This is a genomic window from Bradyrhizobium sp. (assembly GCF_052389815.1).
Classification (GTDB): domain Bacteria; phylum Pseudomonadota; class Alphaproteobacteria; order Rhizobiales; family Xanthobacteraceae; genus Bradyrhizobium.
In genome coordinates, this window is the sequence record NZ_JBQTHN010000054.1 from 1 (window position 1) to 19,726 (window position 19,726).

The following is a 19,726-nucleotide window of genomic DNA, read 5'->3' on the forward strand; positions in this document are numbered from 1 at the left end:
CCGGCGCAGAGCCCGCTCGCGGCGTTGTGATCCGGCCGTGATGGCGCGTCAAAAGCCCGGTAATTCCGATTTCCTGAGTCGGATGGCGCGGCGCGCGGGGGCGCCAGATTCGTGCCGGACCCAAACCAATCCGGTTAACGCCGCCGCCGGAAATCCGGCTTCTTCGGCTTTGGCGCAAGCTCCGGCATCTCGCGCTGGACCTCGCGGTAGCGCGCCAGCATGCGCTCGAAGCTCGCATTCAGCGTCGCCGGGATGTCCGGCCGCCTCTCCAGCGCACCCAGCACGAGGCCCGCGGCCTCGATGGTCGAGAGCCCGTCGCGACGAGGCTCCTTGCGCAGATGGCCGTAGCGCGAGGGCTGGCGCGGTCCGAGGATGATGCGCTGGCATTTCAGCATCCAGGCATTGCGCCACCATAGCGCCTTGGCCTGGCTCCAGGTGCCGTCGAGCAGCACTATGCCTTCGATCTCCTTCAGGATCGCGCGCTGCCCCTCCTCCATTTCCCCCTTGCGGTCGATGGCGACGATTTCGGCGTCAGTATCGAGCTCGCTGACCTTGGACGAACCGAGATAGAGCACGGCCCAGCGCGACGGATCGTGCACGGGCCGGCCGAGTGCCTTAGCCAGGCTCGGCCAGGACCGGCCGATCTTCACGACCGCATCCTTGAAATGTCGCGCAGTCAGCCGCGCGGTGCCAAGCGCGCGATCCTGCTCCTGCGGATGCTGCAGGATCAGGATCGAAATGCGGCTCTCGATCGACGTAACGCTGTCGCAGATGCAGAGCGGCATGGGCTTGCCGCAGTGCACGCATTCCGCCAATAGGTCCGGTGCTGCAACAAGATTCGACATTCAATGGCTATACGCTGTGGATGGCCAAGGCAGCAACATCAACGCAAGGCCAATTTGGCAATGCCGAGAACGAGGCTGAAGATGGCGCTCACGACACCGAGCCATCTCAGCTTCTCTCGCCACGGCAAATCCTTGAACTGGTCAATCAGCAGATAGATCACCGGCGTGGTGTAGAGCGTCATGACCTGCGACACCAGGAGCCCGCCGATGATGGTGATGCCGAGCGGCCGGCGCAGCTCGGTGCCGGGGCCGGTGGCGATGACCAGCGGGATGCCGGCGAACATCGCCGCCAGGCTCGTCATCAGGATCGGACGGAAGCGCACGCTGCAGGCCTCGAAGATCGCCTCGGCCGACGACAGGCCGCGATGCCGCTCGGCGTCGAGCGCGAAGTCCACCATCATGATCCCGTTCTTCTTGACGATGCCGATCAGGAGGATGATGCCGACGAAGGCGATCACCGTCAGCGGCGTATTGGTCAGTTGCAGCGCGAGCAGCGCGCCGAGCCCTGCGGACGGCAAGGTCGAGATGATGGTGATGGGGTGCGCCAGGCTCTCATACAGCACGCCCAGCACGATATACATCGCCACCAGCGCGCCCAGGATAAGGAGCGGCTGCCGCTCCGAGGTCCTGTTGAAATCGCCGGCATTGCCGTCGAAGCTGCCGCGGATTCCCTCCGGCATATGCAGCTCCTCCACCGCGCGCTGGATGTTGGAGGTTGCCGCCTCCAGCTGCACGTCGGGCAACAGGTTGAAGGAGACCGTGGTCGAGGGGAAGGATTGCGAGTGGAATACGGCGAGCGGCGACAATCCCCGCTCGTAGCGCACCACGGCCGACAGCGGCACCTGCGCATCATTGGCGCCGGCGACGAAGATCCGCTCGAGGTTGGTCGGATCGGTCTGGAATTTCGGATCGATCTCCAGCACCACCATGTACTGGTTGCGCTGGGTGTAGATAATCGATATCTGCCGCTGCGCGAACGCGTTGTTCAGGGCGTTGTCGATGTCCTGCACGCGCACCCCGAGCGCGGAGGCCTTTTGCCGGTCGATCTGCAGCTTGAGCTGCAGCCCGCCGGGATCGCGGTCGGCGGAGATGTCGGTGATGCCCTCGACCGTCTCCATGCGCTTGGCGACGATCGGCGCCCACTTCTGCAACAGGTCGAGGTCCGCGCTCGTCAGCGTGTATTGGTAGTCCGAATCGCTATGGCGCCCACCCGCGCGAACGTCCTGCGCGGCAAACATGAACAGGCGGATGCCCGGTACACGGTAGAGCGCCCGGCGCAGGCGGTCGATCACCTGTGCCGTCGTGACGCCGCCGCGCTCTTCCGGCGGCTTCAGGCTGATGAACATGGTGCCGCGGTTGGAGGTGCCGCCGCCAGGACCGACCGGGCTGCCGAGCGAGGAGCCGACGCCTGCCACCGCCGGATCGTTCATCACGATCTGCGCCATCTGCTGCTGCAATTTCAGCATCGCCTGGAACGAGATGTCGGGGGCGGCGCGGGTCGCCCCGATCACGAAGCCGGAATCGTCGGTCGGGAAATAGCCCTTCGGCGTCTTGATGTAGAGCACGACCGTCAGAGCGATGGTGGCGAAGAAGACCATCAAGGTGAGATAGGGAAAGCCGAGCACGATGCGCAGCGTCCATTCGTAGAAGCGCACGGTCGCCGACAGCGTGCCCTCCACCACCTGGTCGAACCAGGTCGCACGGTCCGAGGTCGCCTCCTTGATGAAATGGGCGCAGATCATCGGCGTGATCGTCAGCGACACCACGGTGGAGACCGCAATCGCAAAGGTCAGCGTCAGCGAGAACTCGCGCAGGAGGCGGCCGACGATGCCGTCCATGAAGATCAGCGGCGTGAAGGCGGCGACCAGCGACACGCTGATCGAGAGCACGGTAAATCCGATCTGTTTCGCGCCCTCCAGCGCCGCCGGATACGGCGCCATGCCCTGTTCGAGATTGCGGTACATGTTCTCGATCATGACGATGGCATCGTCGACCACGAAGCCGACCGAAATCGCGAGCGCCATCAAGGACAGGTTGTCGATGGAGAAGCCGGCAAGCCACATGCCCGCGCAGGTTCCGGCCAGCGCCAGCGGCACCGAAACGCCGGCGGCAATCGTCGGCGTGGTCCGGCGCAGGAACAAAAACACCACGAACATCACCAGGAACACGGTCGCCAGCAGCGTGAACTGCATGTCCAGCACGCTGGCCCGGATCGTGCCGGTGCGGTCGACCAGGGTCGAGATCTCGACCCCCGCCGGGATCCACTGCTTCAGCTCGGGGATCAGCGCGCGCACGCGATCGACCGTCTCGATCACGTTGGCATCGCCCTGCTTGGTGATCTGGATCAGCACCGCCGGCTGCCGGTTGAACCAGGCGATCGAACGGGCGTTGCGGACGGAATCCTCGATCTCGGCGACGTCGGACAGCCGCACGAAATTGCCGCCCGCGCTCTTGACGATGATGTCGCCGAACTCGGCCGCGGTGCGCATTTGCCTGTTGATCGCGATAGTCTCGCTCTGGCGGCTGCCGTTGAAGATGCCGGCAGGCCCGAGCGGATTGGCCGCAACGATCGCCTGCCGCACGTCGTCGGTGGCAATGCCCGCAATGGACAGCGCCACCGGGTTGAGCGCGATCCGCACCGCCGGCTGGTCGGCGCCGGACACGTTGACCTCCCCCACCCCGGGCACCTGGGAGATGCGCTGGGCGAGCACGGTGTCGGCGACGTCGTACATCGCCGACGTCGAGATGGTCTTCGAAGTCAGCGCCAGCACGTAAACCGGCGCTGCGGATGGATTGGCCTTGCGGAAGCGCGGCAGCGACGGAAGGTCGCTCGGCAGGTCGGCGAGCGAGGCATTGATCGCGGCCTGCACGTCGCGCGCCGCGCGATCGATGTTCCGGCCGATGGAGAAGCGCAGGAGAATGCTGGTCTGGCCGAGCGAGCTGGTCGAGGTGATCTGGTCGACCCCGGCGATCTGACCGAGCTTGCGCTCCAGGGGAGCTGCCACCGTCGAAGCCATCACGGAGGGATCGGCGCCCGGACGCGAGGCAAAGACCCGGATCATCGGAAAGTCGACATTGGGAACGGAGGCGACCGGAAGGTTTCCGTAGGCGACGACCCCGAGCAGAAACAACCCGATTCCCAGCAGCGTGGTGCCGACCGGCCTGCGGACGAATGGCTCGGAGATCGAGACCATCACTGCATCCCCTCGGTGGCGCCGGCGACCGTTGGTCCCGGCGGCCCGGGATCGGGCACCGCCTTCTCGATGCGGCGATTAAGCCGGTCGAGCGCAAGGTAGATCACCGGCGTGGTGTAGAGCGTCAACAGCTGGCTGAGCAGCAGGCCGCCGATGATGGAGATGCCGAGCGGAAACCGCAGCTCCGCGCCGGTGCCGCTTTCGATCGCCAGCGGCAGCGCGCCGAACAGCGCGGCCAGTGTCGTCATCATGATCGGGCGGAAGCGCAGCAGGCAAGCCTGGGTGATGGCCTCCGTCGGCGACATGCCCTGATGGCGTTCGGCCTCCAGCGCGAAGTCGATCATCATGATCGCGTTCTTCTTGACGATGCCCATCAGCAGGATGATGCCGATCAGGCCGATTACCGACAGGTCCTGCCCGAACAACATGAGGGCCAGGATGGCGCCGACGCCGGCCGAGGGCAGCGTCGAGAGGATGGTGATGGGGTGGATGTAGCTCTCGTAGAGAACGCCGAGCACGATGTAGATCGTGACGATGGCAGCCAGGATCAGCCAGGGCTGGCCGGCCAGCGACTTGGCGAACTCCGCCGCATCGCCGGCATAGACACCGACGATGCTGGAAGGCATGCCGATCCTGGCCTCTATCGTCTTCACGGCTGCAACGGCCTCGCCGAGCGCTTCGCCGGGCGCGAGATTGAAGCTGAGCCTCACCGCCGGGAATTGCGCCAGATGCGAGATCGCGAGCGGCGCCGTGGTGCGCGTCAGCGTCGCCACCGCCGACAGCGGCACCTGTGCATTCGGCGCGCCTGCAATGCTCGCGGCCCCGGGCAGATAGAGCTTCGACAGGACCGAGGGATCGCGCTGGTACATCGGCAGCGCCTCCAGCACCACGCGGTACTGGTTGGCCTGGCCGTAGATGGTGGAAATCTGCCGCTGCGCGAAGGCGTCGTTGAGCGTGTCGTTGATGGCCTGCAGGCTGACGCCGAGCTGGCCGGCGCGCTGGCGGTTGATATCGAGCGAGGCACGCAAGCCGCCTTCCTGCGCCTCGGAGGAGACGTCGCGGAACACCGGATTCCTGCGCATCTCGGCCACCAGCCGATTGGCCCACTTGCCGACCTCGTCGGCGTCGGTGCCGGTCAGCGTGTACTGATACTGCGAGCGGCTCGACTGCGTCGAAATCTGCACGTCCTGCACCGGCTGGAAGTAGATGGTCATGCCGGGAATCGCGGCCGTGCGCTGCTTCAGCCGCGCGACCACCGCGGCGATGCCGTCGTGCCGCTCGCCGCGCGGCTTCAGCGTCATGACAAGGCGCCCGACATTGGTGGTCGGGTTGACCGAGCCTGCGCCGATCACCGACACGACCCCGATCACGTCGGGATCGGCCTGGATGATTTCCGCCGCCTGTCCCTGCCGCGCCTTCATTTCAGCGAACGAGACATCGGGGCCGGCCTGCGTCGCCGCGGTGATCGAGGCCGTGTCCTGCAGCGGCAAAAAGCCCTTCGGCGCGATGACATACATCAGCAGCGTCGCGACGATGGTGCCGAAGGTCACGAGCAGCGTGGCGCGCTGGCGCTCGAGCACCCACAGCAGGGTGCGATGATAGAAGGCGACCATCAGGTCGATGCCCCGGCTCACCGTGGCAAGGCCGGGTACCGTCATCTCCTCGTGGACGTGCTTCAGCATCCGCGAGCACATCATCGGCGTCAGCGTCAGCGAGACGATGGCCGAGGTGACCACCGCGATCGTCAGCGTCAGCGCGAATTCCCGAAACATGCGGCCGACGAGACCGGACATGAACAGCAGCGGAATGAACACCGCGATCAGCGAGACCGTCAGCGAGATCACGGTGAAACCGATCTCGCTGGCGCCCTTCAGCGATGCCTCCATCGCGGATTCGCCGTTCTCCATGTGGCGAACGATGTTCTCGATCATGACGATGGCATCGTCGACCACGAAACCGGTGCCGATAGTCAACGCCATCAGCGACAGGTTATCGAGGGAAAAGCCGGCGAAATACATGATGCCGAAGCTGGTGATCAGCGACAGCGGCAGCGCCACGCCGGCGATGATGGTGGCGCGCAGCGAGCGCAGGAACAACAGCACCACCAGCGTCACCAGCACGACGGCGAGGATCAGCGTGAACTGCACGTCGCGCACGGAGGCGCGTATGGTGACGGTGCGGTCGCTGACGATGTGCAGGTTGACGCCCGCCGGGATGGTGCGCTGGAGCCTGGGGATTTCGTCGCGGATCTGGCGCACCACCTCGATCACGTTGGCGCCGGGCTGGCGCTGGATGTCGATGATGACGGCTGGCGTACCCTGGTACCAGCCGCCGGTGCGGTCGTTCTCCAGACCGTCGACGATGACGGCGACGTCGCCGATGGTGACCGGCGAGCCGTTGCGATAGGCGATGATGATCGGCTTGTAGGCCTCCGCCACCGCGATCTGGTCGTTGGCGGCGATGGTGTAGGACTGCTGCGAGCCGTCGAGCGAGCCCTTCGGGCCGGAGACGTTGGCGCCAGCAATGGCGCTCCGCAAGTCCTCCATCGACATTCCATAGGCCGCGAGCCGCGCGAGGTCGGCCTGGACACGAACCGCGGGCTTCAGGCCGCCGAGGATCGCGACGCGGCCGACGCCCGATATCTGCGACAGACGCTGACCGAGGATGGTATCGGCGATGTCGCTCATCGCCCGCAGCGAGATCGTCTCCGACGTCAGCGCCAGCGTCATGACCGGCGCGTCGGCCGGGTTCACCTTGGCGTAGGTCGGCGGGTACGGCAGCGTTCGCGGCAGGATGCCGGCAGCCGCATTGATGGCGGCCTGCACGTCCTGGGTGGCGCCGTCGATGTCGCGGTTGAGGTCGAACTGCAGCGATATCTGGCTGACGCCGAACGAGCTGGTCGACTGCATCGAGGACAGCGACGGGATCTGTCCGAGCTGGCGCTCCAGCGGCGCCGTGATCAGCGAAGCCACTACGTCCGGGCTCGCGCCGGGCAGCTGCGTCGTCACCTGCACGGTCGGGAAATCGACCTGTGGCAGCGCGGAGACCGGCAGCGCCCAGTAGCCCAGCGCGCCGCCGATCATCAGCGCGACCCCGAGCAGCGAGGTGGCGATCGGCCGGCGGATGAACGGTTCGGAGACGCTCATGGCTGCGTGCTCATTTCCTTCGAGCCCGATTCAACGTCACTGCTTCGCGCCGCCCTTCGCATCTACCTTGGCATCGGGCGCGCGGCTGCGCTTGCGCGGCGCAAGGTCGGCGCTCGGCGCCGCATCTTCCCTGCCGATGAAGACCCTGGCGCCATCGGAAAGATTGGCAAATCCGGTCGTGATCACGCGGTCGGCCGGCGCGATGCCGCTGGCGATCACGGCGTCGTTTTCGTTCTGCTGGGTAACCACGATCGGCCTGGCGGCGGCAATGTTGCCCTCGCCGATGACGTAGCTGAACGTGCCGACGGGTCCGCGCTGCACCGCGGAGGTGGGAATGACGATCGCCTTGGGCAGCGTCTCGACCTTGAGGCGGACATTGACGAATTGCCCGGGCCAGAGCTGGAAATTCGGATTGGGAAACTCGGCCTTCAGCTTCAGCGTGCCGGTGGTCTGATCGACCTGGTTGTCGATGCCCTTCAGCGTGCCGGTATCGACCACGGTGACGCCGTCATTGCCGAACACGTCGACGGCGAGCGGCCCCTTCATGGCGGCGTTGTTGACGCGCACGATCTGCTGCTGCGGCAGGCTGAACCACACCGCGATCGGCTGCAGCTGGGTCAGGATGACGAGACCTATCGTATCGGAGGCGCGGATGATGTTGCCCTGGTCGACCTGGCGCAGGCCCGCGCGTCCCGAGATCGGCGCGACGATCCTGGTGTAGCCGAGGGTGGCGGCAGCGTTGTCGATCGCAGCCTGGTCGGCCTTGATCAACGCCTCCTGCTGCGCGACCAGCGCCTTCTGGGTGTCGGCCTGCTGCTTGGAGCCGGCGTTGGAGGCGGCGAGCTGCTGATAGCGCGCCAGATCCAGCTTCTGGTTGACCAGAAGCGCCTCGTCCTGCGCCTTCTTGGCGACGGCCTGGTCGTATTGCGCCTGGTAGATCGCCGGATCGATCTCGGCGAGGATGTCGCCCTTCTTGACGTCCTGGCCCTCGACGAAGTTGACGGCAATCAGCTTGCCGTCGACCTGCGCGCGCACCGTGACCGTGTTCAGCGCGCGCACGGAACCGACGCCATCGAGATAGACCGGCACGTCCTGCACCCGCGGCGTTGCCGCCAGCACCGGCACTGGCAGATCGGGCCGGGCATTGGCGTTGCGGCCGCCGCTTTTCTGCTGCCAGGCCAGCCAGCCGATATAGCCGAGGCCGCCGAGGATCAGGAGCGTGATCAGGAGCGAGACGCTGCGCCGGAGCACCGAGCGGACGACGCTCCTGCCGGCGGCCTTCGCCGTTTCCTTGACCGCCTCCTTCGCGGTCTCCTTCAACTCCGGCTTAAAGAGCATTGGCAGCCCTCTCCATCCTCGGCTCCCATCCGCCCCCCAGCGCCTGATAGAGGCTGACGATCGCCAGCAGCCGCGCGAGCTGCGCCTGTACCAGGGCGTCTTCAGCCTGAAAAAGCGTCACCTGCACGTTCAGCACCGTCACGATGTCGGCCGTCCCCGCCCGCATCTGGTCGCCGGCGAGCTGGTAGGCCCGCCGCGAGGCGGCGACGACGTCGCGCTGCAGACGCAGCTTGATCGTGGTCTCGCGGACATTGGTGAGTGCGGTGTCGACGTCGGCAAAGGCCTGCACCACGGTCTTGCGATACGCCTGCAGCAACTCGTCCTGCCGTGCCTTGGCGAACTCGAAATTGCCGAGGATCCGGCCGCCGTCGAAGATCGGCTGGGTTGCGCTGCCGACGAGCTGGAAGAAGGCGGCATGCGGCTGGAACAGCGAGACCAGCGCCGAGCTCTGGTAGCCGCCATTTCCGGTAAGCTGGATGCTCGGAAAGAATTGCGCGCGCGCATTGCCGATATTGGCGGTGGCGGAAGCGAGTTGCGCCTCCTGCCGCCTGATATCCGGCCGCTGCGTCAGGAGCTCCGACGGCAGGCCGGGCGTCACCCGCGGAATCGCGATCCGGTTCAGCGTTCCGCCGGCGACCCTGATGCTCTCCGGCGGGCGGGACACCAGCGTTGCCAGCGCATTGATGTTCTGCTGCAGCGTCTGGCGCAGCGGCGGCACCAGCGCGCGCTGGTTGGCGAGCACGCTCTCCTGCTGGGCGACGTCGAGATCGGTGCCAGTGCCGGCGCTCAAGCGCTGCTTGATCGCATCGAGGATGCGCTGGGCGCTGGCGATGTTCCGTTCGGCAACGCGCAGGCGGTCCTGTGAGGACAGCACCTGGAAATAGGCGTTGGCGACGCTGGTCAGCGTCGTCAGCGCGACGACGTCGCGATCGAAGCGGTTGGCCACCGCAGTCTCTTCCGCGGCCTGCGCGGCGTCGCGGTTCTTGCCCCAGAAGTCGATCTCATAGCTCGCGCTCAGCGACGCCTGATAGTTGACCACCTCGCGCCCGCCATTGGTAAGGCCCGACGAGCTCGAGCCCGAGGTGCGCGAATAGGCTTCCTGCCCCGCGCCGGAGAGAGACGGAAACAGCGGCGCGCCGGCCATGCGTGCCTGCGCGTCGGCCTGGATGAAGCGCGCGGTGGCCGCCGCGATGTCGAGATTGACGGTCTGGGCTTCCTCCATCAGCATCGTCAGCTCACCCGAGCGGAAGCCGCGCCACCAGTCGAGCGTCGGCGGCGCATCCAACGGATTCTTCGCACCCGCCGCCTTGTAGCCCGGCGGCACGTCCAGGGCGGGATCCGGCAGGTCGGTCGTGAGCAGGCAGCCGGACGAGCCGAGCGCCAGGCACGCCGCGGCGACCCAGCTCACGGCGCCGCGCAAGGCAGGCGCCGCGCGGCCTGCAATCGACGTTCCGGCAGGGCTTTGGGTCACACCCGCGCTCCACCGGATATTGCACCCCCATTCAGCCGCGCCGAACCGGCCCCGCGCGTTGCGCGGGCGACTGGGCTGGACATCGGCTGTGACACGTTCACCGGGGTGATGCTGCGTTGAATCCTCAAGCCTTATCCTAGCCTTGGGATCGGGGGGCGGACAGGCCCGCCGCGGCGTTCCGGGACCAGCGATGCAACCACGCCACAGGCGGCTCCGATCAACGACTTGGTCTTATTTTATAGACTTTTCTTCGATTCCTGCCGCCCGGCGGCCGGCGAATCTTACGAACATTTCATGGGGGTTTTCCGCCCCAGCCGCCGTTTCCCGCTTTGAAACCGCGCCCCTCGGCCTGCCGTATCTGGCTCGCACAGCAAAGAGGGACAGCAGCATGCGGGTCGCGGTCATCGGAACGGGAATAGCCGGCAATGCCGCGGCCTGGACCCTGTCGAAGCGTTATCCGGTCACCGTCTATGACCGCGAGCTTCGGCCGGGGGGCCACAGCCATACGGTCACGATCGACTATGACGGCACGCCGATCGCGGTCGATACCGGCTTCATCGTCTACAACGAGCTGAACTATCCGGGACTGACGGCGCTGTTCGACCATCTCGGGGTCGAGACGGTGGAGAGCTGCATGAGCTTTGCCGTCACGGCCGACGGTGGCCGCTTCGAATGGAAGGGCGGCGGAGAAAACTGGATCGAGACCGCCATCGGCCTGTTCGCGCAACCGCGCAACCTGCTGTCACCATCCTATTTGTGGATGCTGCGCGACATCCTCACCTTCAACCAGCAGAGCATTGCGGACCACAGGACGGGCAAGCTCGCCGGCATCACCCTCGGCGAATATTTCCGCCGCAACCATTTCGCCCCGCGCCTGCTCACCGACTATCTCGCACCGATGGGCGCCGCGATCTGGTCGGCGCCTTCGGAAGAGATGCTGAATTTTCCGGCGGAGAACTTCGTCGCCTTCTTCAGCAACCACCGCCTGCTGCAATATGACCGCCCGGTCTGGCGCACGGTCAAGGGCGGCAGCAAGAACTACGTGGAGAAGCTGACCGCCGCATTCCGCGACCGACTCAGGCTCGGCTGCGCCGTGACGTCGATCGAGCGCACACCGCACGGCGTGGTCGTTCACGACAGCCATGGCGAGGGGGCAACCTACGATCACGTGGTCATCGCCGCACACAGCGACCAGGCGCTCGACATGCTGTGCGATGCCGACGCACGGGAGCGTCAAGTCCTCGGCGCCATCGGCTATGCGCCGAACATGGTCTATCTGCATCGCGACGTCAGGCTGATGCCGAAGCGCAAGCGCGCCTGGGCGTCGTGGAACTTCCTGCGCTGGCAGCGCGAGGGCGTGCCGGTCAACGATGTCGCGGTGACCTACTGGATGAACCGGCTGCAGGGCATCGACCATTCGAAGCCGCTGTTCGTCAGCCTCAACCCGCCGTTCGCGCCGGATGAAGCGCTGACCTTCGGCAAGTACGTCTGCGAGCACCCGCAATACAATGCTGCGGCCTTTGCCGCCCAGAAGCGCCTCGGCGAGATCCAGGGCCGCCGGCGTACCTGGTTCTGCGGCGCCTGGACCGGTTATGGTTTTCACGAGGATGGACTTCGTTCGGGCCTGGAGGTGGCGCAAGCGCTCGGCGCCACCGCGCCGTGGGCTGGATTGCCGGCCGAGCTTGCGGAGGCAGCGGAATAGCGATCATGCCGGATCGTGCCACGAGAAGCGACGATGCGGCTACGCTTTATTTCGGCGAGGTCATGCATGCGCGGCTGAAGCCGATGGGCCATCGCTTCAGCTACCGCGTCATGAGCCTGTTGATCGACCTCGACCGGCTGGATGAAGCCGATCGGCAATCGCCTCTGTTCGGCGTCAACCGGGCCGCGCTCTACAGCTTTCACGAAGCCGACCACGGCAGCCGCGACGGCTCCTCGCTGCGGGCTCATGTGAGAAGCTGCGCGACCGAACATGGCATCGACCTCACCGACGGCAGGGTCTTGCTGCTGTGCTATCCCCGCCTGCTCGGCTTCGCTTTCAATCCGCTGTCGGTCTATTTCTGCCACCGCGCCGATGGCGAGCTGGCGCTCATCATCTACGAGGTGCGCAACACCTTCGGCGACATTCATTCCTATGTGCTGCCGGTCAGGCCCGGCGAAGCCAGCGCCGCCGGCATCCGCCAGCAGCAGGACAAGCAGTTCTACGTCTCGCCCTTTGTCGCGATGGCGATGCGCTACCATTTCCGCATCCTGCCGCCAGCCGAAACCGTGCGGCTGCGCATCCTCGAAACCGACCGCGAAGGGCCCCTGCTCAGCGCCACCTTCAGCGGCCTGCGCCGGGCGCTCACAACAGCCGCGCTCCTGCGCTCGTTGGTCGCGCTGCCTCTGGTCACCTTCAAGATCGTTGCCGCGATTCATTGGGAGGCCCTGCGACTGTGGCTGAAGGGCGCGCGCCTGGTGCCGCGCCCCGCTGCCGCACTTGCGAAGACTGACATGCGAAGACGGACACCTTGCCGGTTGGCGAAGGGAACCAATATGCTAGGCTGACGTTGCCTGCCCGCGCCAAGGCGCTTTGGTCCGGTGGGGGCCGAAGCTAATTCGGTCCCGTCACGGGGAAGTCGGACCTGGGGCAGCACGGTGGACTGCCCATGGCTGATCTGATCACGGTCACTTCGGACTCGGTGGACGAACTGTTGACGGACCTGCCCCGCATGGTCCGCCTGGCGCTCGGCTACGGCGCGCAACTTCGACGCGGCACGCTCGATGTGACGCTGCCAGATGGCCGCACGGTCCGGCTCGGCGGCAACGGGCCGGGACCCGCCGCCGCCATGAACGTCCACAATTTCGCTTTTGCGACGCGTCTGCTTCGTGGCGGCGACATTGGCATCGCCGAGGCCTATCTTCGCGGCGAATGGGACACGCCGGACCTGACGCAGTTCCTGTATCTGTTCTGCGTCAACCAGGACTGGATGCAGACCATGCTGATCGGCAAGCCGCTGATCCGATATGTGCAGGTCATCAGGCACTGGTTCAACCGCAACACCAGGCGGCAGGCGCGGCGCAACATCTACGCGCATTACGACATCGGCAACGCCTTCTATTCGGCGTGGCTCGATCCGACCATGACCTATTCCTCGGCATTGTTCGAGGAACACACGACGGACCTGAGCTCGGCACAAACCAACAAATATCGCAGGCTGGCGGAAGCAATCGACCTCAAGCCCGGCCAGAAGCTGCTGGAGATCGGCTGCGGCTGGGGCGGCTTCGCCGAATTTGCCGCGCGGCACGGCGCGAAGGTCGTCGGCCTCACCATCAGCAGGGAGCAGCGCGACTTCGCACAACGTCGCATCCAGGAAGCGGGCCTTGCCGAGAAGGTGGAGATCAGGTTGCAGGACTATCGCGACGAGCGCGGCCGCTACGACCGCATCGCCTCGATCGAGATGATCGAGGCGGTCGGCGAGCAATTCTGGCCGAAGTATTTCTCACAATTGCGCGACCGCCTGTTGCCGGGCGGCCTCGCCGGCATCCAGGCCATCACCATCCAGGACGAACTTTTCCCGAGCTACCGCCGCGAGGTGGATTTCATCCAGCGCTACGTTTTCCCGGGCGGCATGCTGCCGTCCCCGCAGGTGCTCAAGACGCTCGGCGAGACCTTCGGCGTGCCCGTCATTCGCGAACGCATTTTCGGGGAAGATTATGCCAAGACCCTCGCGACGTGGCGAAACAATTTCCGCGAAGCTTGGCCCAGGTTGACGCCGCTTGGCTTTGACGACCGGTTCCGGCGATTGTGGGAATATTATCTCTCCTATTGCGAGGCCGGATTCCTTTCGGGGAATATCGACGTTCGCCAGGTCGTCTTCGCGAAATCCGGATAGCTGCCGCGCTAAAGCGGTTGCTTGTGATCCCCGCCTCGGTCCTTTAGGGTCGCACCTCAAGGAAACAACCGGTGTTTTTCGCGATATGAAGTTCAACAATGACGTCGTCCAGGCGATCGGCAACACGCCGCTAATCAAGCTCAAGCAGGCTTCCGAGCTGACGGGCTGCACCATTCTGGGCAAGGCCGAGTTCATGAATCCCGGCCAGTCCGTCAAGGACCGTGCCGGCAAATGGATGATCCTGGAAGCCGAGAAGCGCGGCGACCTCAAACCCGGCGGCCTCGTGGTGGAATCGACCGCCGGCAATACCGGCATTGGCCTTGCGATAGTGGCGAGCGCGCGCGGCTATCGCACGCTGATCATCATTCCCAACACCCAGAGCCAGGAAAAAAAGGACATGCTGCGGCTCTGCGGCGCCGAGCTCGTCGAAGTGCCGCAGCTGCCCTTTGCCAACCCGAACAACTATCAGCATGTCGGCCGCCGCCTCGCCGACCAGTTGCGCAAGAGCGAGCCGAACGGCGTCTTGTTCGCCGACCAGTGGAACAATCTCGACAATGCCAAGGCGCATTTCGAATCGACGGGTCCCGAGATCTGGGAGCAGACCGGCGGAAAGGTAGACGGCTTCATCTGCTCGGTCGGCACCGCCGGCACAATCGCGGGCGTCAGCTCGTTCCTGAAATCGAAGAACAAGAACATCGTGACGGCCTGTGCCGATCCGCCGGGCTTTGCGATGTACAACCTGTTCAAGAACGGCGAAGCCAAATCGACATCAGGCGACTCCATCACCGAGGGCATTGGACTGGGCCGCGTCACGGCCGTCGTCAAGGAAGCCGTGGTAGACGACGCCTTTCTCGTTCCGGACGAAGAGTCGATTCCAGTGATATACGATCTGCTTCAGCACGAGGGCCTGTGTCTTGGCGGCTCGACCGGCGTCAATGTGGCCGGCGCCATCCGGCTGGCAAAGCAGCTCGGCCCCGGCAAGACCATCGTCACGATCCTCGCCGACAACGGCAATCGTTATCAGTCAAAGCTGTTCAATCCGGACTTCATGCGCTCGAAGAATCTCCCGGTGCCGGAATGGCTGGAGAACCGGAGCAAGATCGAACCGCCGTTCGAGAAGGTGTAGTTGGCGAATGGCGAATAGGGAGTAGCGAATGGATTCTACCATTCGCTATTCGCCACTCGCGCGCCTGCTAATGCCGCAGGATCTGGCTGAGGAACAGCTTGCTCCGCGCGTGCTGCGGGTTGGCGAAGAATTCCTGCGGCGTATTCGACTCGATCACCTGCCCTGCATCCATGAACACCACGCGGTTGGCGACTTCCCGCGCGAAACCCATCTCGTGGGTGACGACCAGCATGGTCATGCCTTCCCTGGCGAGGTCGACCATGGTGTCGAGCACCTCCTTGACCATTTCCGGGTCGAGCGCCGAGGTCGGCTCGTCGAACAGCATGACCTTTGGATTCATGGTCAGCGCGCGCGCGATCGCCACGCGCTGCTGCTGGCCGCCCGACATCTGGCCTGGATATTTGCTCGCCTGGTGCGGGATCTTGACCCGCTCCAGATATTTCATGGCGGTCGCTTCCGCATCCTTCTGCGGCATGTTGCGCACCCAGATCGGCGCCAGCGTGCAGTTCTCCAGCACCGTGAGGTGCGGGAACAGGTTGAAGCTCTGGAACACCATGCCGACCTCGCGGCGGACCTCATCGACGCGGCGCAGGTTCGGGCCGAGATCGATTCCCTCAACAGTGATCTCGCCCTCCTGAAATTCCTCGAGCGCATTGATGCAGCGGATCAATGTCGACTTTCCCGAGCCTGACGGACCGCAGATCACGATGCGCTCGCCCTTGGCGACGTCGAGGTTGATGTCGCGGAGCACGTGGAAATCGCCGTACCACTTGTTGAGCTTGTTGATGGTGACGATGGAGCTCTCGGCCATTGGCGGGCTTTCTCAATTGCGGCGGTGCGCGTTCAACCTGTTCTCGACGAACAGGGAGTAGCGCGACATGCCAAAGCAGAACGCGAAGTAAATCAGTCCGGTGAAGGCAAATCCCGTGAACAGCGTGGTCGGCGTCGACCAGTTGGGATCGCTGAAGGAGGCCTGCAACTGCCCGAGCAGGTCGAACAGCGCGACGATCGAGACCAGCGAGGTGTCCTTGAACAACGCGATAAAGCTGTTGACGAGGCCGGGGATGACGTGGCGCAGCGCCTGCGGCATCACGATCAGCCCGGTAGTCTTCCAGAACGACAATCCGAGCGCGCTTGCCGCCTCCCCTTGCCCGCGCGGGATCGCCGCCAGGCCGCCGCGGATCACCTCGGCCTGGTAGGCGCCGGCGAACAGGGCGATGCCGATCAGCGCACGCACGAGGCCGTCGACCGTGAAATTGCCGGGCAGGAACAGTGGCAACATGTAGGTGGCAAAGAACAGCACGGTGATCAGCGGCACGCCGCGCCAGAACTCGATGAAGGCGACGGAGAATACGCGAATCAGCGGAATGGTCGAACGCCGCCCGAGCGCGAGCGCAATCCCGACCGGCATCGAGGCGACGATGCCGGTCACCGACACCACCAGCGTCACCAGCAGGCCGCCCCACAACCGCGTGTCGACCACCACCAGGCCGCCGCGGTCGAGTCCCATGACCGCAATGACGATGCCGATGCCGGCGAAGATGACGAGGCTCGTAACCAGCGGCCTCACGCCGGCGCGCATGCCGCCGCCGAGCCAGAACATCAGCCCGGAGACAATCGCAGCGGTCGCCAAGAGGTCGGCCCATACCGGGCGGCCGAACGACTGGATGACGTCGCGCAGCGAGGTCAACGGCCACAGCAGCCACGAAACCACGGTGCCGATCAGCACGAGCAGCTTGCCAATCAGCCACAGCAGCGGCCCGATCAGGGAGGAAGCGCTCAGCGCGACGAGCTTTTGCCCGCCCTCCCCGATGCTGTCGTTGAAGCCGGCAAGGGTGTTCGCCGTCCAGCTGACGCCAAATCCCTTCAGGCCCCCGCCATGCAGCAGGAAGAAGGCGACCACGGGAAACGCGATGAAGAACAGGGAGGCATTGATGCCCTTGGCCGGCAGCCGCGGGATCAGCATCGGGATCAGCAGCACCGCGCCGAGCAGGAAAGTCAGGTCGACCCGCCAGCGCTCCGGTTCCGGATAGAAGCCGTAGATGAACTGGCTGAACTTGGCCGTGACGAACGGCCAACAGGCGCCGACGGGCCGGCCGAGCTTTTCGGCCAGACAAGATTCGCGATCCTTGCCCGTCCACACCGCGTCGATCAGCAGGAACTTGATCGCGGGACCGATCGTGAACCACAGCAGCAGCACGCCGAGCACGGTGATCAGGATGTTGGTCGGCGTGTTGAACAGGCGCGTGCGCAGGAATCCGATGAGGCCGGTCGTCTTCACCGGCGCGGGGCGTTCGGCAACGAGATCCTGGCGGACAAAGAACGGAGCGTTCATTGCTGCATGCTCCGGTCAAGCCGCCACCCGTAGAAGCTCATGACGGCGCTGGTGATGAGCGAAATCAGCAAGTATACGCCCATGGTGATCGAGATGATCTCGATCGCCTGGCCCGTCTGGCTCAGCGTCGTGCCGGCGAACACCGAGACGAGGTCGGGGTAACCGATGGCGACCGCCAGCGAGGAGTTCTTGGTCAGGTTGAGGTACTGGTTGGTCAGCGGCGGCAGGATGACCCGCATCGCCTGCGGCACCACGATCATTCGCAGCGTCTGGCCGCGGGACAAGCCCAGCGAGGAGCCTGCCTCCATCTGCCCCTTGTGCACGGACATGATGCCGGCGCGCACGATCTCGGCGATGAAGGCCGCGGTGTAGGTCGACAGGGCCAGCGTAAGCGCCACGAATTCCGGAATGATGCGCGAACCGCCGGCGAAGTTGAAGCCGCGCAGCATCGGGAATTCCAGCGTGAGCGGCTTGCCGAAGATCAGCATCGCCAAAAGCGGCAATCCGAGGAGCACCCCCAGCACGTACGGCCAGACTGTGATCTTGTGGCCCTTCTCGAACAGCTGCTTGCGTGCGTAGTACCGCAGCACGAAAGCGGCGACGATCGCGATGGCTGCCACAATCAGGAACGGCTCCAGCCCGGGTGCCGCGATCCCCTTCGGGATCACCAGTCCGCGATTGCTGAGGAAGAACCAATCGAAGAACGAGTAGCTCTGCCGCGGACCCGGCAGCGCTGACAGCACGGCCTTGTACCAGAACAGAATCTGGAACAGCGGCGGCAGGTTGCGGATCAGCTCGACATAGCCGCCGGCAATCCGCGACAGCAGCCAGTTCGGCGACAGCCGGCCGAGCGCGACCGCAAAGCCGAGAATGGTGGCGAAGAAGATGCCGACGACGGCCACGACCAGCGTGTTCAACAGGCCGACGAAGAACACCCGGACGTAGCTGTCCGAACCCGAATAGGGAATCAGGTTTTGGTTGACGTCGAAGCCAGCATTGTTCTGCAGGAATCCGAAGCCGGAGGTGATGTTTTGCGCGGCGAGGTTGGCGCGCGCATTGGCGACGATCTCATAGCCGAGCCAGGTCAGCGCGACGACGAACAGAACCTGGAAGACGACGCCGTTCCAGCCTGCCCGTCCCCCGAGCGTGCGTCGCAGTCTGAGCGCAAACTGCGACGGCGGTTTTCGTGCCTCGATGGCCATCGCCGCGCCCCTCCGGCGTTACCGGTCAGCGGACCGGCGGCGCGTATTGGATTCCGCCCTTGTTCCAGAGATTGTTCAGGCCGCGGGAGATGGCGAGCTTGGAGCCGGCGCCGACGTTGCGGTCGAAGGCCTCGCCGTAATTGCCGACGTGCTTGACGATGCGCACCACCCAATCCTTCGTCACGCCGAGTTGTTCGCCGAGATTGCCGTCGCTGCCGAGCAGTCGCTTGATGTCGGGCTTGTCGGACTTGGCCATCTCGTCGATGTTCTTCTGCGTGACGCCCATCTCCTCGGCATTGACCATGGCAAACAACGTCCACTTGACGACGTCGAACCACTGGTCGTCGCCGTGGCGCACCATCGGGCCGAGCGGCTCCTTGGAGATTATCTCGGGCAGCACCTCGTGATCGGTGGGGTTGGCGAGCTTCAGGCGCTGGGCATAGAGCTGCGAGGCGTCGCTGGTGAACACGTCGCAGCGGCCGGATTCATAGGCCTTCACCGTTTCGTCGGCACCGGCAAAGGCGATCACCTCATACTTCATGTTGTTGCCTTTGAAGTAGTCGGCGAGGTTCTGCTCGGTCGTGGTTCCCGTCTGCACGCAGACCGAGGCGCTGTTGAGCTCCAGCGCAGACTTCACCTTCAGCGACTTCTTCACCAGGAAGCCCTGGCCGTCATAGTAGGTGACGCCGGTGAAGTTCGCGCCGAGGGAGGTGTCGCGCGAAATGGTCCAGGTGGTGTTGCGCGACAGCACGTCGATTTCACCGGATTGCAGCGCGGTGAAGCGATCCTTGGCCGACAGCGGCACGAACTTGATCTTGTTGGGATCGTTGAAGACCGCGGCGGAAATCGCGCGGCAGATGTCGACGTCGAGACCCGTCCAGTTGCCCTTGTCGTCGGGCGACGAGAATCCCGGCAGGCCCTGGCTTACGCCGCAGGACAGCATGCCGCGATCCTTGATAGTCTTGAGGGTCTGGGCGGTCGCTGCCTGCGCCGTAAGGGCGGCGGCAGCGGCTAGGGAGAGAACCAGGGATACGCGTTTCATGGGCAAAGCCTTTCGAGGGGTCGGAACGCCGGACAGCCGTCGCAGGTCCGATGGGCCACCCCGATGATCCCCCTTCCGCGAAGCGTCGCCAAAACCTTCGGTCTGGCGCTTGTTGCGGCGAGCAATGGATCGGCGGTCGCGGCAGGCCCCTC

13 protein-coding genes are annotated in these 19,726 nt (G+C 64.9%); 4 read left to right on the plus strand and 9 right to left on the minus strand.

From position 1 onward, the window contains the following. Positions 1 to 134: 134 nt before the first annotated feature. Genes ACT4OC_RS09875 through ACT4OC_RS09895 form a run of 5 tightly spaced genes read right to left on the minus strand, consistent with a single transcriptional unit; the run spans position 135 to position 9,994 of the window. Entirely contained in the window at positions 135 to 845 is a 711-nt protein-coding gene (locus ACT4OC_RS09875) for a tRNA-uridine aminocarboxypropyltransferase (protein WP_444838794.1), read from the minus strand. Between the two features lie 38 nt (positions 846 to 883). Further along, on the minus strand, positions 884 to 4,039 hold the full coding sequence (locus ACT4OC_RS09880; protein ID WP_444838795.1) for an efflux RND transporter permease subunit: 3,156 nt from the start codon (positions 4,037 to 4,039) through the stop codon (positions 884 to 886). Then, the gene (locus tag ACT4OC_RS09885; protein ID WP_444838796.1) at positions 4,039 to 7,185 is read right to left on the minus strand and encodes an efflux RND transporter permease subunit; all 3,147 of its coding nucleotides are present in this window, start codon (positions 7,183 to 7,185) and stop codon (positions 4,039 to 4,041) included. Before ACT4OC_RS09885 ends, ACT4OC_RS09880 begins: the two co-directional genes overlap by 1 nt. Before the next feature lie 36 nt (positions 7,186 to 7,221). Continuing rightward, positions 7,222 to 8,523, minus strand: a complete 1,302-nt coding sequence (locus ACT4OC_RS09890; protein ID WP_444838797.1) for an efflux RND transporter periplasmic adaptor subunit — start codon at positions 8,521 to 8,523, stop codon at positions 7,222 to 7,224. Beyond that, entirely contained in the window at positions 8,513 to 9,994 is a 1,482-nt protein-coding gene (locus ACT4OC_RS09895) for an efflux transporter outer membrane subunit (RefSeq protein ID WP_444838798.1), read from the minus strand. Before ACT4OC_RS09895 ends, ACT4OC_RS09890 begins: the two co-directional genes overlap by 11 nt. A gap of 388 nt (positions 9,995 to 10,382) precedes the next feature. On the opposite strand from ACT4OC_RS09895, the gene ACT4OC_RS09900 reads away from it, so the two are divergent. The 4 genes from ACT4OC_RS09900 (at position 10,383) to ACT4OC_RS09915 (ending at position 14,995) form a co-directional block, all read left to right on the plus strand. After that, positions 10,383 to 11,696: an NAD(P)/FAD-dependent oxidoreductase gene (locus ACT4OC_RS09900; RefSeq protein ID WP_444838799.1), complete on the plus strand. Its 1,314-nt coding sequence runs from the start codon at positions 10,383 to 10,385 to the stop codon at positions 11,694 to 11,696. Positions 11,697 to 11,701: 5 nt separating this feature from the next. Beyond that, on the plus strand, positions 11,702 to 12,541 hold the full coding sequence (locus ACT4OC_RS09905) for a DUF1365 domain-containing protein (RefSeq protein ID WP_444838800.1): 840 nt from the start codon (positions 11,702 to 11,704) through the stop codon (positions 12,539 to 12,541). Positions 12,542 to 12,642: 101 nt separating this feature from the next. Beyond that, a complete protein-coding gene (locus tag ACT4OC_RS09910) occupies positions 12,643 to 13,869 on the plus strand; it encodes a class I SAM-dependent methyltransferase (RefSeq protein WP_444838801.1) in 1,227 nt (408 codons plus the stop codon). A gap of 85 nt (positions 13,870 to 13,954) precedes the next feature. Further along, complete coding sequence (locus tag ACT4OC_RS09915; RefSeq protein ID WP_444838802.1) at positions 13,955 to 14,995, plus strand: cysteine synthase A; 1,041 nt, start codon at positions 13,955 to 13,957, stop codon at positions 14,993 to 14,995. A gap of 67 nt (positions 14,996 to 15,062) precedes the next feature. Here ACT4OC_RS09915 and ACT4OC_RS09920 read toward each other — a convergent pair whose 3' ends face one another. Genes ACT4OC_RS09920 through ACT4OC_RS09935 form a run of 4 tightly spaced genes read right to left on the minus strand, consistent with a single transcriptional unit; the run spans position 15,063 to position 19,574 of the window. Continuing rightward, complete coding sequence (locus ACT4OC_RS09920) at positions 15,063 to 15,806, minus strand: amino acid ABC transporter ATP-binding protein (protein ID WP_444838803.1); 744 nt, start codon at positions 15,804 to 15,806, stop codon at positions 15,063 to 15,065. A 12-nt stretch (positions 15,807 to 15,818) separates the two neighbouring features. Further along, a complete protein-coding gene (locus ACT4OC_RS09925; RefSeq protein ID WP_444838804.1) occupies positions 15,819 to 17,330 on the minus strand; it encodes an amino acid ABC transporter permease in 1,512 nt (503 codons plus the stop codon). Next, positions 17,327 to 18,532, minus strand: coding sequence for an amino acid ABC transporter permease (locus ACT4OC_RS09930; protein ID WP_444838805.1), 1,206 nt, complete (start codon positions 18,530 to 18,532; stop codon positions 17,327 to 17,329). Before ACT4OC_RS09930 ends, ACT4OC_RS09925 begins: the two co-directional genes overlap by 4 nt. 25 nt (positions 18,533 to 18,557) lie before the next feature. Then, positions 18,558 to 19,574 carry an amino acid ABC transporter substrate-binding protein gene (locus tag ACT4OC_RS09935; protein ID WP_444838806.1) on the minus strand — a complete coding sequence of 339 codons (1,017 nt, stop codon included), beginning with the start codon at positions 19,572 to 19,574 and terminating at the stop codon, positions 18,558 to 18,560. Positions 19,575 to 19,726: the final 152 nt, after the last annotated feature.

Excerpts from the sequence above, each read along its gene's own strand:
- ACT4OC_RS09875 (WP_444838794.1), bottom strand. The coding sequence starts at position 845 with ATGTCGAATCTTGTTGCAGCACCGGACCTATTGGCGGAATGCGTGCAC.
- ACT4OC_RS09880 (WP_444838795.1), bottom strand. The coding sequence starts at position 4,039 with ATGGTCTCGATCTCCGAGCCATTCGTCCGCAGGCCGGTCGGCACCACG.
- ACT4OC_RS09885 (WP_444838796.1), bottom strand. The coding sequence starts at position 7,185 with ATGAGCGTCTCCGAACCGTTCATCCGCCGGCCGATCGCCACCTCGCTG.
- ACT4OC_RS09890 (WP_444838797.1), bottom strand. The coding sequence starts at position 8,523 with ATGCTCTTTAAGCCGGAGTTGAAGGAGACCGCGAAGGAGGCGGTCAAG.
- ACT4OC_RS09900 (WP_444838799.1), top strand. The coding sequence starts at position 10,383 with ATGCGGGTCGCGGTCATCGGAACGGGAATAGCCGGCAATGCCGCGGCC.
- ACT4OC_RS09905 (WP_444838800.1), top strand. The coding sequence starts at position 11,702 with ATGCCGGATCGTGCCACGAGAAGCGACGATGCGGCTACGCTTTATTTC.
- ACT4OC_RS09910 (WP_444838801.1), top strand. The coding sequence starts at position 12,643 with ATGGCTGATCTGATCACGGTCACTTCGGACTCGGTGGACGAACTGTTG.
- ACT4OC_RS09915 (WP_444838802.1), top strand. The coding sequence starts at position 13,955 with ATGAAGTTCAACAATGACGTCGTCCAGGCGATCGGCAACACGCCGCTA.
- ACT4OC_RS09920 (WP_444838803.1), bottom strand. The coding sequence starts at position 15,806 with ATGGCCGAGAGCTCCATCGTCACCATCAACAAGCTCAACAAGTGGTAC.
- ACT4OC_RS09925 (WP_444838804.1), bottom strand. The coding sequence starts at position 17,330 with ATGAACGCTCCGTTCTTTGTCCGCCAGGATCTCGTTGCCGAACGCCCC.
- ACT4OC_RS09930 (WP_444838805.1), bottom strand. The coding sequence starts at position 18,532 with ATGGCCATCGAGGCACGAAAACCGCCGTCGCAGTTTGCGCTCAGACTG.
- ACT4OC_RS09935 (WP_444838806.1), bottom strand. The coding sequence starts at position 19,574 with ATGAAACGCGTATCCCTGGTTCTCTCCCTAGCCGCTGCCGCCGCCCTT.